The sequence below is a fragment of the Streptomyces sp. NPDC002734 genome (genome assembly GCF_040295685.1).
Taxonomy (GTDB): Bacteria; Actinomycetota; Actinomycetes; order Streptomycetales; family Streptomycetaceae; genus Streptomyces.
The window spans coordinates 118761-132136 of the sequence record NZ_JBEOVU010000004.1; the positions used below are offsets into that span (position 1 = coordinate 118761).

Below are 13376 nucleotides of genomic sequence, written 5' to 3' on the forward strand. Positions count from 1 at the left end.
CGGGCAGTACCGCTGGGACAGCGGTCACCCAGCATGCCCCACCCGAACGATCGATCGTCGGAGCCGCGAAGGTAACGTGCTCGATCGGAGCAGGCGCCGACCGACGGCAACCTGTCCGACCCGATGATCACGAAAGGGACGATGTGAGCGACATCGAACGCGTGGGAGTGGTGGGCTCCGGCCAGATGGGAGCCGGTATCGCCGAGGTCTGCGCCCGCGCCGGTCTGGACGTGAAGGTCGCCGAGGCCACCGGTGAGGCCCTGGAGTTCGGACGCACCCGGGTGCTCACCTCTCTCCAGCGGGCGGTGGAGCGCGGCAAGCTCACCGAGGAGGAGCGCGCGGCCACCGAGGCGCGCCTGGACTTCACCACGGACCTCGGCGAGTTCCACGACCGTGACCTCGTCATCGAGGCCGTTGTGGAGAACGAGCAGGTCAAGACGGAGATCTTCCAGGTCCTCGACCAGGTGGTCACCCGCCCGGACGCTATCCTGGCCTCCAACACCTCCTCCATCCCGGTGGTGAAGCTCGCGGTCGCCACCTCTCGGCCCGACCAGGTGGTGGGCATCCACTTCTTCAACCCGGCGCCGGTGCAGCAGCTCGTCGAGCTGATCCCCGCGCTGACCACCTCCGAGGGCACTCTCGGCCGCGCGCAGCTGTTCGCCGAGAAGGCGCTCGGCAAGCACTCCATCCGCGCCCAGGACCGCTCCGGTTTCGTGGTCAACGCGCTGCTGATCCCCTACCTCCTGTCGGCGATCCGGATGTTCGAGTCCGGCATCGCCAGCCGTGAGGACATCGACAACGGCATGGAGATGGGCTGCGCCCACCCGATGGGCCCCCTCAAGCTGGCCGACCTGATCGGCCTGGACACGGTGGCCTCGGTCGCCTACTCCATGTACGAGGAGTACAAGGAGCCCCTGTACGCCGCTCCCCCGCTGCTCCAGCGGATGGTCGACGCGGGGCGCCTGGGCCGCAAGACGGGCTCGGGCTTCTACACGTACGGCTGATCACGCAACCACGGGCCCTGAGCTGGGAGTTCAGCTCAGGGCCCATGGTCGTGCCCATCACGCGGGCGACGATCGGAGCACGGGTTCGCCAATGCCCCCGCGCTCCTCCCTGTCGACGGAGCCGCGGCGGCGGTTCAGGAGCGCGGGCCGTTCGGCGTTCCGGGAACGGGTGGAGAGCTGCTCGGACCGCTGCTTGAGGTTGTGCAGCCAGTGGTCCAGCGAGGCGTCGAGAGCCCCCTGCAGGTACTCGACGTCGGCGTCGACGGGCTCGCCGGTCCAGGATTCCTCGGTGTGGACGTGGACTCCGTCCGCGGCCTGGGTGAAGGTCCACACGTGGACCGCGGTGATGCCCTGCGCCGGCCCTCCCCAGACGATGCGGCGCTGGGGCTGCACCTGCTTCACCGTCGAGGTGATGCCTTCCAGCCCTTCGGTCGACCAGACCCACGAGGAGCCCGGGCGCAGCGCTCCGGGGGTCTGCTTGACCGAGGAGCTGACATTCGGCTGCCAGTCCGGCCAGTTCTCGACGTCGGTCTGGATGCGCCACACCTTCTCCAGCGGAGCGTGGATGACGATGTCGTCCCGGGTGATGACGGGGGCCGTCTCATCGATGCCGATCGGCGCGGGCCCTGCGTTGGCGAAGGCCAGGGGCAGCGCGGCGAGAAGTGCGGTGGTGGTGGTGAGCATGACGATTCCTTCGAGTGGCTCGGAAGATGAACACGGACAGGGCTAATGAGTGTGATTGTTCACTCACTTGCGCCGCAGCATCAGCGAATACGCACTGCACCTCTGCGGCACGCCTGGACAGGGGCGAGGGTTGAGCGCTCCACTCCGCCTGTCCGGCGATATGTGAGTAGTCAACCACTCTTACGTTGGGTCGTCAATCGCAGGGCCACTCCGGCCACTCGCCCAGGGGCAGCACGTGGCCACGTGACGCAGGTCTCGGGAACTCCGCCCGGCAGATCGACAGCTGAGGGAGGTGACCACAACCTTGCGCGCGCGCATTCGAGCGGGGGACCCACAAGCCTTCGCCGAACTCTTCGACACCTATGCGAAGACCGTCTACAACCACGCTTACCGGCTGACTGCCGACTGGGGTTCGGCCGGGACATCGTGTCGGCGACGTTCATGGAGGCATGGCGCGGCCGTCTGCGCCTCGACGCGGAGGGCGGCAGTGTGCGCCCGTGGCTGCTCGGCATCGCCACCAACCTCGTTCGCGCCGAGTCACGGAGCAACCGCCGGTACAGGGCCGCTGCCGCAGCCACCGCAGCGGCCCACGCCGCCGGCCCTGAGGGCGTGGCGGTGGTGTCCGATCACGCGGACGAAGTCGCGGGTCGCATGGACGACCGCCGGCGCCTGGCCGCCACCGCGGCCGCGCTCGCCGGCCTGCGGCGCCCCGAGCGTGAGGTGCTCAGCCTGTGCCTGTGGCAGGGCCTGGACTACGTCGCCGCGGCGAAGGCCCTGGGCGTCCCCGTCGGCACGGTCCGGTCCCGGCTCTCCCGGGCCCGCAAGAAGCTCAAGAAGCTCGCCGACGCACAACTCCTGCAAGAAATCCGGGAACCCCGGCCGGCGAACCGTCAGACAAGAGGGGACCGCACGATCGCGGCCCGGTCCGCACAGGAAGGAAACCGGTGAACATGCGCCAGCCACGTCCGGGAACGGCCCGCCACACGCCTGACGAATGGCCCGGAGGGGAACACCTGCTCTCCCGCGACGAAGCCGACCTCCCCGCAGGCCGTCATGCCTTTCACAAGGAAGCGCTCATGACCTTCATCCAGCAGGAGACCCAGGAAGCGGCGGCCCCCACGCCCGCTCCCCCTGTCACCGCACCCGCCCGCCGCCGGGTCCTGCGGCCCCTGTTCGTCCTGCCCGCCGCCGCGTGCTCGCTCGCCCTCCTGGCCGCGGGCGTCCTCACGCTCGGCAGCGGGGACACCGACGAGGCGGTGGCCGGGCCCCCGCTCACCACGGCGGTCGGCACCGGGACCAGCTCCGGCGTTCCCCAGCTCCTGGACAGGATCTCCCTGGCCGCGAACGAGGCGCCGCAGCCGAAGGTCGGCGCGGGCCAGTACGTGTACATCGAGAGCAAGGTCGGCACCACCTACGAGAAGACGGTCGGCGACAGGACGACCCTCGCCAGCGACGGCATCCACCGCCGTCAGGTCTGGAACTCCACCGACGGCGCCGAGGGCTGGCTCATCGACCCGGCCGTCACCCCGTCCGGCGGCGAGAGGCTCGACCGCACCAACGAGAAGGGGACTCAGGAACCCGCCTACCTCAACGCGCCCACCTACGACTATCTCGCCACCCTTCCGACCGACCCCGACGCCCTCCTGGAGAAGATCTACAAGGAGACGAAGGGCATGGGCAACAGCCCCGATCAGCAGGCCTTCACCACCATCGGCGACCTGCTGCACGAGTCCCTGCCCCCGGCCCGGCTGAACACCGCCCTGTACAAGGCCGCCGCGGACATCCCCGGCGTGGTGCAGGTCAAGGACGCCGTCGACGCGGCCGGCCGTCACGGCATCGCCGTCGCCCGCCTCGACGAGACCTCCGGCACCCGCACGGAATGGGTCTTCGACCCCGACACGTACACCTACCTGGGCGAGCGCACCGTTCAGGTCCGCCCCGACGGCGGCGACTCCGGTCTGATCGAGCCCGGCACGGTTCTGTACACCCAGGCCGTCATCGTCCGCCAGGCCGTCGACGCGCTGAAGGAAGTTCCCTCCTCGGGCGCGTGAGAACGGCAGAGGTGCCTCGTGACGCCCTTGGGTGTCACGAGGCACCTCCGCGACGGCCTTCGCGTCGCCCGGTACCGCTGCGGAGAGGGTGGCGTGGCGCTCCAGCACCTCACCCTGCGACGGTTCAGTGACTGTCGTCGTCCGCGGAGGGGGAGATCACGACCTTGCCCACGACGGTGCCGGACTCCGCGTGCCGCATCGCGGCGGCTGCCTGCCGCAGCGGGTAGACGCTGTCGATCCGCGCCTGGATCGTCCCGTCCCGCAGCAGTCCGAACACCTCCGTGAGGTCCTCCTCGAGGTCGGCCCGGTACTTCTGCGGGTTCCGCGCCTTGCCGGCCCACAGGTTGAAGAAGTGGGCGTTGCGCCCGTTGGGCAGGACGTTCCAGAGCGCCAGCCTGGCCACGAGCCTGAGCACCGTGAGCGTGCCGTCGCCCGACGCGTCGCGGGTGGAGGCGCTGCCGTACGAGACGAGCGTGCCGCCGCGCGCGAGCATGCGCCAGGAGTCCTTGATGCCCTTGCCTCCGACGTGGTCGAAGACCGCCGCGACCCCCTGCGGGGCCAGTTCGCGGACCCGGGCGGGCACGTCGTCCCGGTAGTCGACGGGGAGCGCCCCCAGCGCGGCGACGGCCCCCTGGTTGCGTGCCGACGCGGTGCCGATGACCCGCACTCCCCTGGCCCGGGCGAGCTGCACCAGGACGCTGCCGACGCCGCCGTTGGCGCCGTGGACGACGACGGTGTCGCCCGCACGGACCCGCGCCACGCGGAACAGCATCCGCCAGGCAGTCGCGCCGTTCGTCACCAGCGTCTCCGCCTCCGCGGCGTCGACGCCGTCCGGCACCGGTACGAGATCGGCGGCGTCCAGCAGGACGTGGTCCGCCCAGCCGCCCGTCTTGGTGAGGGCGGCGACCCGCTGCCCCACAGCCGGCCCCGGCTTCCCACTTCCGGCCGGCGCGCCGAGCTCCTCCACCACGCCGACGAGGTCGTAACCAGGGACGAAGGGAAACGCCGGCATGTCGTAGTACTTGCCCCGCCTCATCTGCTGCTCGGCGAAGCTCACACCACTGGCCTCCACGCGGACCAGGGCCTGTCCGGGCCCCGGCTGGGGACGCTCACGCAGGCGGACTTCGAGACTCTCGGGCTCTCCGACGGTAGGGAGAACGATTTCAGTGATCTGCACGGTTGCTCCGGAGGATTGTGTAGGTGCGGTTGATTGGTGGTGCGGTATGCGGCCCGTGAAAGATTGGTCAATCACTCACTCCGCGGGCCAGGGGCTCCAGACCGGAGGGCGGCGAGCGCTCGGTTCGCCCCACACCCGCGCCAGGAAGAATGGTCCATCACTCACTTATCGACTCGAACGAACACCCCCAAGGGGCACACGCTCGTGGAAGCGGTGGAGTGAAGGACCTCGCAGGTCAGTAGTGGACGATGCCCGCGGTCAGGGTGCGCGTCCAGGGGGCGTCGATGGACGAGGCGTCGAGGGAGACGATCAGGTGACACAGCATGCCGGCGGCGAAGAACCGCTGGACCTGCTCCTCGTCGCCGCCCGACGCACTGCGGACGTACTCGACCGTGCGGGCGTACCCGGTGCGTACCGCCTCTTTGATCGCGGGCTCGGAAACAGCCGCCGCCTGGGCGTGCAGCTGCACCAGGAGAAGGTCGTTGTCGCTGATCAGCTGGGCGTAGGCATCCCCCATGGAGTCGAGCACCGCCTGCGGCTCACTGCTGGTCACCTTGACCGCCCCTGCCTCCAGAGCCGCACGGACCCGGGTGAAGCAGTGCTCGACGACCGCGGTGAACAGCACCTCCTTGTTGGGGAAGAGCCGGTAGACGTACGCCTGCGAGATGCCGGCCGCCTTGGCGACCTCCGAGGTCGTCGTGCCGAAGTATCCGCGCGCCGCGAACGCTCCGATGGCGGTGCGCAGCACCGTTTCCCGGCGCTCCTCGGCGGAGGACAGCCGACGTGGTTGCTTCTGCATGTGAGTACTCAATCACTCACTAATGCTCTCGTCAAGGCGCGCCCTCGAGGGGCCCTCCATGGGTCCGGTCCGGTCCGGTCCGGTGAGAAAACGGGCGGGACGACGGGTGAATCTCGCGAGGGGGTGGGATCGGCCGTGCGAACACGGCATACATCCCCTCAGCCCCGCCCACCCGTGGGCGAGCCGCCGTGGCCCCGCCAGGGAACCGGCTGCGCACCTGGGTACCTCGCCCCTGCTGACAACAAGGACCTCCATGCAAGCCATCACTGTGCAGGACCGTGACGCGGGTCCCGCGGGGATGTCCCTGACGGACATCCCCTACCCCCACGCGGCGGAGAACGACGTCATCGTGCGGGTGCACGCCGCGGGCTTCACCCCCGGCGAGCTGGACTGGCCCGCGACGTGGACCGATCGCGCCGGCCGCGACCGGACGCCCAGCGTGCCCGGGCACGAGCTGTCCGGAGTGGTCGCGGAGCTGGGGTACGGGACCACCGGCCTGAGCATCGGGCAGCGGGTGTTCGGCCTGGCCGACTGGACCCGCGACGGCACGCTCGCCGAGTACACGGCAGTCGAGGCCCGCAATCTCGCGCCGTTGCCGGCGGACGTCGACCACACCGTGGCCGCCGCGCTCCCGATCTCCGGGCTGACCGCCTGGCAGGCCCTGTTCGACCACGGCCGCCTCACCACCGGCCAGACCGTCCTGATCCACGGAGCCGCGGGCAGCGTCGGGTCGATCGCGGTCCAGCTCGCCCGCGAGGCCGGCGCCCGCGTCGTCGGCACCGGTCGAGCCTCCCACCGGGACAGGGCACTCGCCCTCGGCGTCGACGTCTTCCTGGACCTGGAGGCCGAGAAGCTGGAGGACGCGGGCGAGGCCGACGTCGTGTTCGACGTCATCGGCGGCGACGTCCTCGACCGCTCGGCCGCCCTGGTACGCCCCGGCGGCACGCTCGTCTCCATCGCCATGCCGCCCAGGGTCCAGCCGGAAGGCGGGCGGGCGGTCTTCTTCGTCGTCGAATCCGACCGCGCCCGGCTCACCGATCTCGCCCAGCGGGTGAGGGACGGCCGGCTCGACGTGGCCGTCGGCGCCGTCAGGCCCCTCGCCGAGGCGGCCGCCGCCTTCGCGCCGGGCGGCGCGCCGTCCGGCGGCAGGACGATCATCCGCGTCACGGAGGGATGAGCAGGCGCCCTCGCGAACCGGGTCACGGGGCCTCCGAGGAGGGCACGCTGAGCGCCTTGTCGGAAGCTTGCCCCCGGGGGGCCGGGGTCACGGATCGACGAGGACTGCCAGGCAGCGGAAGTCGCCGCCGGGGCCGCCGAGTTGCGCGTACGAGCGCCAGGTGAGCGGATGGACGCCTCGCAGGACGCGGGTGTTGGGGGCGTAGCCGCCCTCGGCCCAGCGGAGGGTGCCGGCCAGTGTCCGCCCGTCGTGGAGTCTGAACTCGTGGTCCCTGGTGCGGGGGCGGCCCTCAGGCTGGGGAAGCCACAGGGCCGGCTCGTTGGTGATGAGCAGGGCGAGGCCGTTCTGATCCTCGCGGCGGCAGAAGCGTTCCAGCCGCTCGATGTCGAAAACGAAATCGCGCCGGGCCAGGTCCGGCGCCCCCTGGTGGCGGAGGTCGAACTCCTCGGGCGGGGAGCCCGCCTCACCGGCCCACCGGCGGGTGACGTACTTGAACTCCACAGCGGTCCGGGCCGTAGGTCCCAGGCACAGCAGGTCCAGGTACTCCGCCCGGAGCCCGGGGCGGCGTACCGGCACCTCCAGGCGTGCCCGCACGTCCGGAGCGACGGCGGTCAACGCCTGGGCGAAGGCGTGCTGGAGGTCGGCCTCGGAGTGGAAGACGGGCCGTGCCGCCCGTAGCTCCGCGAGGACGTCGTCCAACCGGGCCGCGCCGGCGATCACCCACTGCGGCGGAGGTGTCGGTGTGGTCAGGTGGCTCATGGAAGCCGGGTCCTCTCGTCGGGACGCACTAGGTGTCGTCTTCAGCTCGCGGAGGCCGCGGAGGCTCCTCGGCGGCGAGGTTCCAGATGCGTTCCGTGGGCACCGGCATGGCGGCAGGAACGTGGCCGGTGTCGAGGCAGGCCTCGGGGATCACGCGGTGGGCGCGGAAGAGGGCGCCCCAGAGGTGCTGTTCGTGCCAGAGCAGGGCGTGGTTCCCGTTGTCCCGGGGCTGCTCGGCCGCGCGCATCGCCTCCTTCCAGGCGGCCCACAGGGCGGCATGTTCCTCCGCGGCTCCGGGGTGGCAGGGCCAGCACGGCGGGATGCCGTACTCGCCCACCGGCTGGTACCGGGCCCGTAACCAGTCGACCCAGTCGGCGAGTTCCGACCACTGCGACAGGGTGGCACGGGCGGTCCAGGGCTCGGGCGGCGGCTTCTCCCCCGCCCCGGACACCTTGCGGGAGACGTATCCCACGACGCCGTCCTGGAGGTCCGTGAGCGCCTGCTCCAGTACCTCCATCCTGTGGTCGTGCTTGTCCGACAGCACGATGACGAGATCGGCCAGCTCGTCGAGCTGCGCCGCGAGGCCCTCGACCGTCACCTCGTCCACGCGTCCTCCCCGGATGATCGCGGGCCCCTTCCGCGTCGGCGGGCCGTCGGTGCGGCGCCGCACTGGAGTTCTAGCGAAGCGATGAGAGACAGGGGGCGTCTGTTACCCACCGGGGCACAAGGCGTGACGGACGGGACACCGGTGTGACGCGACGGAGATCGACGGCAGGCCCACCGGCGGCAGCCCGCCTCCAGCGCGAAGCCGGACCCTGCCGTTCGAGTGGTCGGGGCCGGGGGCGGCGGGCATGGCGATGAGTTCCGCGGGGACCGCGGGTCGAAGGTGGGACGACGGTTCGACGGAGGATCCCACCTGGGCGGTCCCCGCGTCCGGCCGCATCCGAGGAGGACGACATGACCGCCACCTACACCTTCGACGTCTTCGTGAGCCTGGACGGCTTCGGGGCCGCCGGCGGCGACTGGACCGGCTACTGGGGCAAGCAGGGGCCTGAGCTGCTGGAACACCGTCTCGGGCTGTACGGGGCGGAGCAGCGGATGGTGCTGGGGGCGAACACCTACCGGCTGTTCGCCCGGATGCTGGCGGAGAGCACGGAGGACTCCGACGTGCGCGACCCGTGGGTGACGAGGATGCGGAACCTGCCCCTGACGGTGGTGTCGACGACGCTGGAAGCGCCCCTCGACTGGCCGGACGCCACCGTGGCGAGCGGCGACGCGGTCGAGGTGGTGGGCCGGCTGAAGGAGGAGTCGGACGTGCCCCTGCGCTCGCACGGCAGCCTGTCGATGAACCGGTCGCTGATGGCGGCCGGGCTGGTGGACCGGCTCCAGGTGACGCTCTTCCCCGTCGTCACGGGCCGGACGGGGCTGGACCCGGTCTTCGCGGGCGCCGAGGACTTCGACCTGGAGCTGCTGGAGAGCCGGACCCTGGACGGGCGCGTCCAGGAGCTGGTCTACCGGCCCACCCTGCACTGACCTGCCCGGCTGCCGGCGTACGAGGACGGTGCCCCTTCTCGCTCCGAGCTGCGGCGGGGTCTTCCCGTGGGACGCGGACGGCCACGTCCGATTCCGCTCGACCTGGCGTGTTTCTGCCCAACTCGGTTCATCTTCTTGCGACTTGTACCGAGCCTGCGTAAAACGGACGTCTTTCGATGCTCGCCGGCGTCATGATGTGAGCCCTCGTAGGGGGAGATCACGGGGAGATCGTGGGGGGACGCATGGGGTTCACGGAGGAGCTCGGGGCGGGGGATCCGGAGCGGGTCGGGCCGTACCGGCTGGTGCGACGGCTCGGGGCCGGCGGGATGGGGCGGGTGTACCTGGCACGGTCCAAGGGCGGCAGAGCGGTGGCCGTGAAGGTGGTGCGCCCCGAGCTGGCCGAGGACCGTGAGTTCCGGCAGCGGTTCGCCCGCGAGGTCGCGGCCGCGAGGCGTGTGAACGGGGTGTTCACCGCAGGCATGGTGGACGCGGATCCGGATGCGGACCCGCCGTGGCTGGCGACCGCCTACGTGCCGGGCGTCTCGCTGGACACCGCCGTCGCCCTGCACGGGGCGTGGGAGGCCTCCCGGGTGACGACTCTGGCGGTCGGGCTGGCCGAGGCGCTGGAGGCGATCCACGCCTCGGGTCTCGTCCACCGTGATCTCAAGCCGTCGAACGTGCTGCTGGCCGCCGACGGCCCCCGGGTCATCGACTTCGGCATCTCCACGGCGGCCGAGGCGAGCGTGATCACCCGGACCGGGGTGGTGATCGGGACACCCGGATTCATGTCCCCGGAACAGCTGACCGGCGAACCCGTCACGGCCGCCGGCGATGTCTTCGCGCTGGGCGCCGTCCTCGCGTTCGCGGCCTCCGGCGCCGGGCCCTTCGGCACGGGTTCGGCGCAGGGGCTGATGTACCGGGTCGTGCACGCCGAACCGGATCTGACCGCGGTGCCGGACGCGGTGCGCGGGCTGGTCGGCAGGTGCCTGGCCAAGCAGCCGCAGGACCGGCCGGGCGTCGGCGAGCTGCTCGCCGAGCTGACGGATGCGACGGACGCGGCGGGCGAGGCGCGGACGGAGCTGTTGTTCACCGACGCGGCGTGGCTTCCGCCGGCGGTGGCCGCGACGGTGCGGCAGGTGCGGGACGGGACCGCCGCGGCCGCGGGAGCCGCCGGGCAGCACGACGCGGGGGACGCGCCGTCGCCGCCGACCCGGCAGGCGCCCACCGTCACCGCGCCGGCCCGGCCCACTCCCCCGCCCGCGTACCCGCCCACCGCGCCGCCCACCGATCCGCCCGCGTCCAGCACGCCCACCGCGCCGCCCGCGTACACGCCCACCGCCGTCGAGCCAGGGGCGGCGGACGGCGGCGCGGGCGCCGTGGGGTCCGGGGGCGGCGCGGGCGCCGTGGGGTCCGGGGGGATGCCTCCGGGGAGGCCGCCGGGCTCCTCCGGCAGGCGTCGTGCCGCGGTGATCGTCCCGCTCGTCGTGGCGGTCCTGGCGGCGGGACTGGTGGCCTGGAAGGCGGACGCCCTCTTCGGCGGGGCCTTCGGGACGGACTCCGGCGCCTCCGCCCCGCCCTCCGACACCTGGGACGACGGGCGGCCCGAGGCCGGGCCGACCCCTTCGGACACCCCGTCACCGTCCCCGTCCGACACCGCGTACGACGCCTCCTCCAGCACCGGCCCTCCCGCGGACGCCCCTTCCGATCCGTCGCCGTCGCCGTCCGAGGCGGTGACGGACCTGTCGGGGCGGTGGAACGGCAGTTACGTCTGCAACCAGGGCGTCACCGGCCTGGTCCTCACCGTCGAGCAGTACCAGGACGGCAGCGTCACGGGGGTGTTCGCGTTCTACCCGGCGCCTTCCAACCCCACGGTGCCGCGCGGGTCGTTCGCCGTGGCGGGGACCTTCGAGAGCGGGGTGCTCACACTGCGGGCGACCAACTGGATCGAGCAGCCGCCGGGTTACCTCACGGTCGAACTCCAGGCCGCGTACGACCCGTCGACCCCCGGCCATCTGGACGGGCGGGTCTACGGGGCGAACTGCACGACCTTCTCGGCGGACCGCTCCTGATCACCGATCCCGCGCGGCCGCCACCCTCACTTCCGGGGCCCGGCGCCACCCTGCTCGGCCGCCGCGACGGTGTCGCGGATGCGGCCCAGGAGGGTGCGCAGGGCGGTGCGGTCCTCGGGGGAGAGGGCGCCGGTGGCGGTGCGCAGGGCCTCGCGGTCCATCGCCTCGGCCTCCTGGTGGCAGGCGCGGCCCGCGTCGGTGAGCGCGAGCAGGTGGGCGCGGCGGTCGGTGGGGTGCGGGAGGCGGACGACCAGGCCGTCGCGTTCCAGGGCGTCGACCAGGCTGGTGGCCGTGCGGGCGGCGACGCCGAGCATGTCGCTGAGGTCGCGCATGCGCATCGGCTCGGCGGCGTGGGCGAGGAAACGCAGAGCGCGCAACTGGGCGACGGTGGTGCCCTTCTCGGACAGCCTGCTGTCGACGAAGAGCCGCAGACGGTGGGTCGTCGCGAACAGCTCGTCGATCAGCGGGTCACTGCTGCCCGGGACGTTCCTCACCTTGGTGCTCCTGTGCTCGTTGCGGTCGGCGGCTCTCGCCCCCGTTCCTATCGCACCCGCGGGGCGGGAACGTGCGCGGTGGCCCGGATCGGTCCGTGCCGACCGGAACGGGGGTGCTGAGCCTACACATACTGAGTATACTCAGCACATGCCCGTTCGCCCGCTGCGCCTCGACCAGCGCATAGTCGTCCCTGTCGTCTGTGTGGTCACCGCGTTCATGTCCATCGTGGACGGAGCCGGCACCACCGTCGCCCTGCCCTCCATCGGCCGTGACTTCGGACTCGCCACCGCGGGTCTCGACGCCGTCGTCGTGGTCTACCCCGTCTGCGTCGGCCTCGCCGTGCCCCTGTCGGCCTGGCTCGGTGACCGCTTCGGCGGGCGCCGCACCGTCCTGACGGCCTTCGCCGTCTTCACCGTCGCCTCCGGACTCTGCGGCGTGGCCGGGTCACTGGGCGAACTCGTCCTGTGGCGCGCCCTCCAGGGTTTCGCCGCCGGCATCCTGCTGCCGGTCACCGCGGCCCTGCTGTACCGCACCTTCAGCCTGTCCGAGCAGGTGAAGGTCTCCCGCTACATGATCATCCCGCAGCAGGTGGCGCCCGCCCTGGCCCCGATGGGCGCGGGCTGGCTGGTGGACAACATGACCTGGCGCTGGGTGTTCTACGCCAACCTGCCGATCGGCATCGCCGTCCTCGTCTTCGGCCTCCTCTTCCTCGAGGAGCACCGCGACCACGTCCCCGGGCGGCTGGACGTGCCCGGTCTGGTGCTGACCGCCTTCGGCACCGCCGGGCTGATGTTCGGCGTCAGCGAGGGCGCCGAGATGGGCTGGAGCAGCGTGCCGGTCGTGGCCGGCCTGGTCGGCGGCGCGGTGCTGCTGGCGGCGGCCGTGGCGGTGGAGCTGCGGGTGCCCGAACCCGCGCTGCGGGTGCGGCTGTTCACCGACCGCCTGTTCCGGGACACCAACGTGATCGCGTTCCTCGGCTTCACCGCGTTCATGGGCGCGATGTTCGTCGGACCGCTGTTCCTTCAGCAGGGTCTGGGCCTGAGTGCCTGGGAGTCCGGTTCCAGCACCTTCGCCGAGGCGTTCGGCGTACTGCTCACCATGCAGCTCGTCACGCCGCTCTACGCCCGGATCGGTCCGCGCAAGCTCGTCGGGTTCGGGCTGCTCGGCGTCGCGCTGGTGCTGGTGGCCTTCTCCCGGCTGGACGCGGACTCCTCGCTGTGGACGTTCCGCGGGCTGATGTTCCTGCTGGGCGCGGCGATGGGCGGGGTGTTCATGCCCACCACGGTGGCCTCGTTCACCGGCATCGGGAAGGCGGACGTCTCCCACGCGGCGACCCTGAACACGGTGGTCCGGCAGGCCGCCGGCGCGACCGCCCCGGCGGTGGCGACCGTGGTGCTGGCCTCGGCCGCGGTGGTCGGCACAGGGGCCGACGCCCATCCGCCGGTCTCCGCGTTCCAGCAGGCGTACCTGGTGCTGGCGGTGGTCTCCGCGCTCGCCGCCGTCTTCGCCTTCACGATGCCGGACCGTGCCGCGCGGATCGCCGCCTCGGACCGGACCGTCGCCGCGCGGCGGGAGACCGTGGACGCCTGAGCGGGCCGCCGCGGCCTCCGCCGCGGTACCCCGTGCCG

The 13376-nt window shown here is 71.9% G+C and carries 13 protein-coding genes; 7 read left to right on the plus strand and 6 right to left on the minus strand.

Annotated features, from left to right (window positions below; genetic code table 11):
* Positions 1-143 precede the first annotated feature (143 nt).
* The gene (locus tag ABT026_RS05490; RefSeq protein ID WP_351112425.1) at positions 144-1004 is read left to right on the plus strand and encodes a 3-hydroxybutyryl-CoA dehydrogenase; all 861 of its coding nucleotides are present in this window, start codon (positions 144-146) and stop codon (positions 1002-1004) included.
* Between the two features lie 57 nt (positions 1005-1061).
* Here ABT026_RS05490 and ABT026_RS05495 read toward each other — a convergent pair whose 3' ends face one another.
* Positions 1062-1688: an SRPBCC family protein gene (locus ABT026_RS05495; protein ID WP_351112427.1), complete on the minus strand. Its 627-nt coding sequence runs from the start codon at positions 1686-1688 to the stop codon at positions 1062-1064.
* A gap of 45 nt (positions 1689-1733) precedes the next feature.
* Here ABT026_RS05495 and ABT026_RS05500 point away from each other — a divergent pair, with 45 nt between their 5' ends.
* Entirely contained in the window at positions 1734-2636 is a 903-nt protein-coding gene (locus ABT026_RS05500; protein ID WP_351112429.1) for an RNA polymerase sigma factor, read from the plus strand.
* A gap of 2 nt (positions 2637-2638) precedes the next feature.
* A complete protein-coding gene (locus tag ABT026_RS05505) occupies positions 2639-3739 on the plus strand; it encodes a CU044_5270 family protein (RefSeq protein ID WP_351112431.1) in 1101 nt (366 codons plus the stop codon).
* Positions 3740-3863: 124 nt separating this feature from the next.
* Here ABT026_RS05505 and ABT026_RS05510 read toward each other — a convergent pair whose 3' ends face one another.
* Both ABT026_RS05510 and ABT026_RS05515 read right to left on the minus strand, forming a co-directional pair.
* Positions 3864-4964, minus strand: coding sequence for a medium chain dehydrogenase/reductase family protein (locus ABT026_RS05510; protein WP_502967906.1), 1101 nt, complete (start codon positions 4962-4964; stop codon positions 3864-3866).
* A gap of 187 nt (positions 4965-5151) precedes the next feature.
* On the minus strand, positions 5152-5715 hold the full coding sequence (locus ABT026_RS05515; RefSeq protein WP_351112435.1) for a TetR/AcrR family transcriptional regulator: 564 nt from the start codon (positions 5713-5715) through the stop codon (positions 5152-5154).
* Positions 5716-5968: 253 nt separating this feature from the next.
* Between ABT026_RS05515 and ABT026_RS05520 the strand changes: the two genes are divergently transcribed.
* Positions 5969-6892, plus strand: coding sequence for an NADP-dependent oxidoreductase (locus ABT026_RS05520; RefSeq protein ID WP_351112437.1), 924 nt, complete (start codon positions 5969-5971; stop codon positions 6890-6892).
* Positions 6893-6979: 87 nt separating this feature from the next.
* On the opposite strand, the gene ABT026_RS05525 is transcribed toward ABT026_RS05520, so the two are convergent.
* Complete coding sequence (locus ABT026_RS05525; protein WP_351112439.1) at positions 6980-7651, minus strand: hypothetical protein; 672 nt, start codon at positions 7649-7651, stop codon at positions 6980-6982.
* 28 nt (positions 7652-7679) lie between these two features.
* Positions 7680-8258, minus strand: a complete 579-nt coding sequence (locus ABT026_RS05530) for a hypothetical protein (protein WP_351112441.1) — start codon at positions 8256-8258, stop codon at positions 7680-7682.
* 350 nt (positions 8259-8608) lie between these two features.
* Between ABT026_RS05530 and ABT026_RS05535 the strand changes: the two genes are divergently transcribed.
* Together ABT026_RS05535 and ABT026_RS05540 are read left to right on the plus strand one after the other, a co-directional pair.
* The gene (locus ABT026_RS05535) at positions 8609-9184 is read left to right on the plus strand and encodes a dihydrofolate reductase family protein (protein WP_351112443.1); all 576 of its coding nucleotides are present in this window, start codon (positions 8609-8611) and stop codon (positions 9182-9184) included.
* 242 nt (positions 9185-9426) lie between these two features.
* Positions 9427-11253, plus strand: a complete 1827-nt coding sequence (locus tag ABT026_RS05540; RefSeq protein WP_351112445.1) for a serine/threonine-protein kinase — start codon at positions 9427-9429, stop codon at positions 11251-11253.
* A gap of 26 nt (positions 11254-11279) precedes the next feature.
* On the opposite strand, the gene ABT026_RS05545 is transcribed toward ABT026_RS05540, so the two are convergent.
* Entirely contained in the window at positions 11280-11747 is a 468-nt protein-coding gene (locus ABT026_RS05545) for a MarR family winged helix-turn-helix transcriptional regulator (RefSeq protein ID WP_351112447.1), read from the minus strand.
* A gap of 148 nt (positions 11748-11895) precedes the next feature.
* On the opposite strand from ABT026_RS05545, the gene ABT026_RS05550 reads away from it, so the two are divergent.
* Positions 11896-13338 (plus strand): DHA2 family efflux MFS transporter permease subunit, encoded by a 1443-nt coding sequence (locus tag ABT026_RS05550; protein ID WP_351112449.1) that lies wholly within the window; start codon positions 11896-11898, stop codon positions 13336-13338.
* Positions 13339-13376: the final 38 nt, after the last annotated feature.

Bases quoted from the DNA above. Each gene is read 5' to 3' on its own strand.
- ABT026_RS05495 (WP_351112427.1), bottom strand. From the start codon at position 1,688: ATGCTCACCACCACCACCGCACTTCTCGCCGCGCTGCCCCTGGCCTTC.
- ABT026_RS05500 (WP_351112429.1), top strand. From the start codon at position 1,734: ATGAGTGTGATTGTTCACTCACTTGCGCCGCAGCATCAGCGAATACGC.
- ABT026_RS05505 (WP_351112431.1), top strand. From the start codon at position 2,639: ATGCGCCAGCCACGTCCGGGAACGGCCCGCCACACGCCTGACGAATGG.
- ABT026_RS05515 (WP_351112435.1), bottom strand. From the start codon at position 5,715: ATGCAGAAGCAACCACGTCGGCTGTCCTCCGCCGAGGAGCGCCGGGAA.
- ABT026_RS05520 (WP_351112437.1), top strand. From the start codon at position 5,969: ATGCAAGCCATCACTGTGCAGGACCGTGACGCGGGTCCCGCGGGGATG.
- ABT026_RS05525 (WP_351112439.1), bottom strand. From the start codon at position 7,651: ATGAGCCACCTGACCACACCGACACCTCCGCCGCAGTGGGTGATCGCC.
- ABT026_RS05535 (WP_351112443.1), top strand. From the start codon at position 8,609: ATGACCGCCACCTACACCTTCGACGTCTTCGTGAGCCTGGACGGCTTC.
- ABT026_RS05540 (WP_351112445.1), top strand. From the start codon at position 9,427: ATGGGGTTCACGGAGGAGCTCGGGGCGGGGGATCCGGAGCGGGTCGGG.
- ABT026_RS05550 (WP_351112449.1), top strand. From the start codon at position 11,896: ATGCCCGTTCGCCCGCTGCGCCTCGACCAGCGCATAGTCGTCCCTGTC.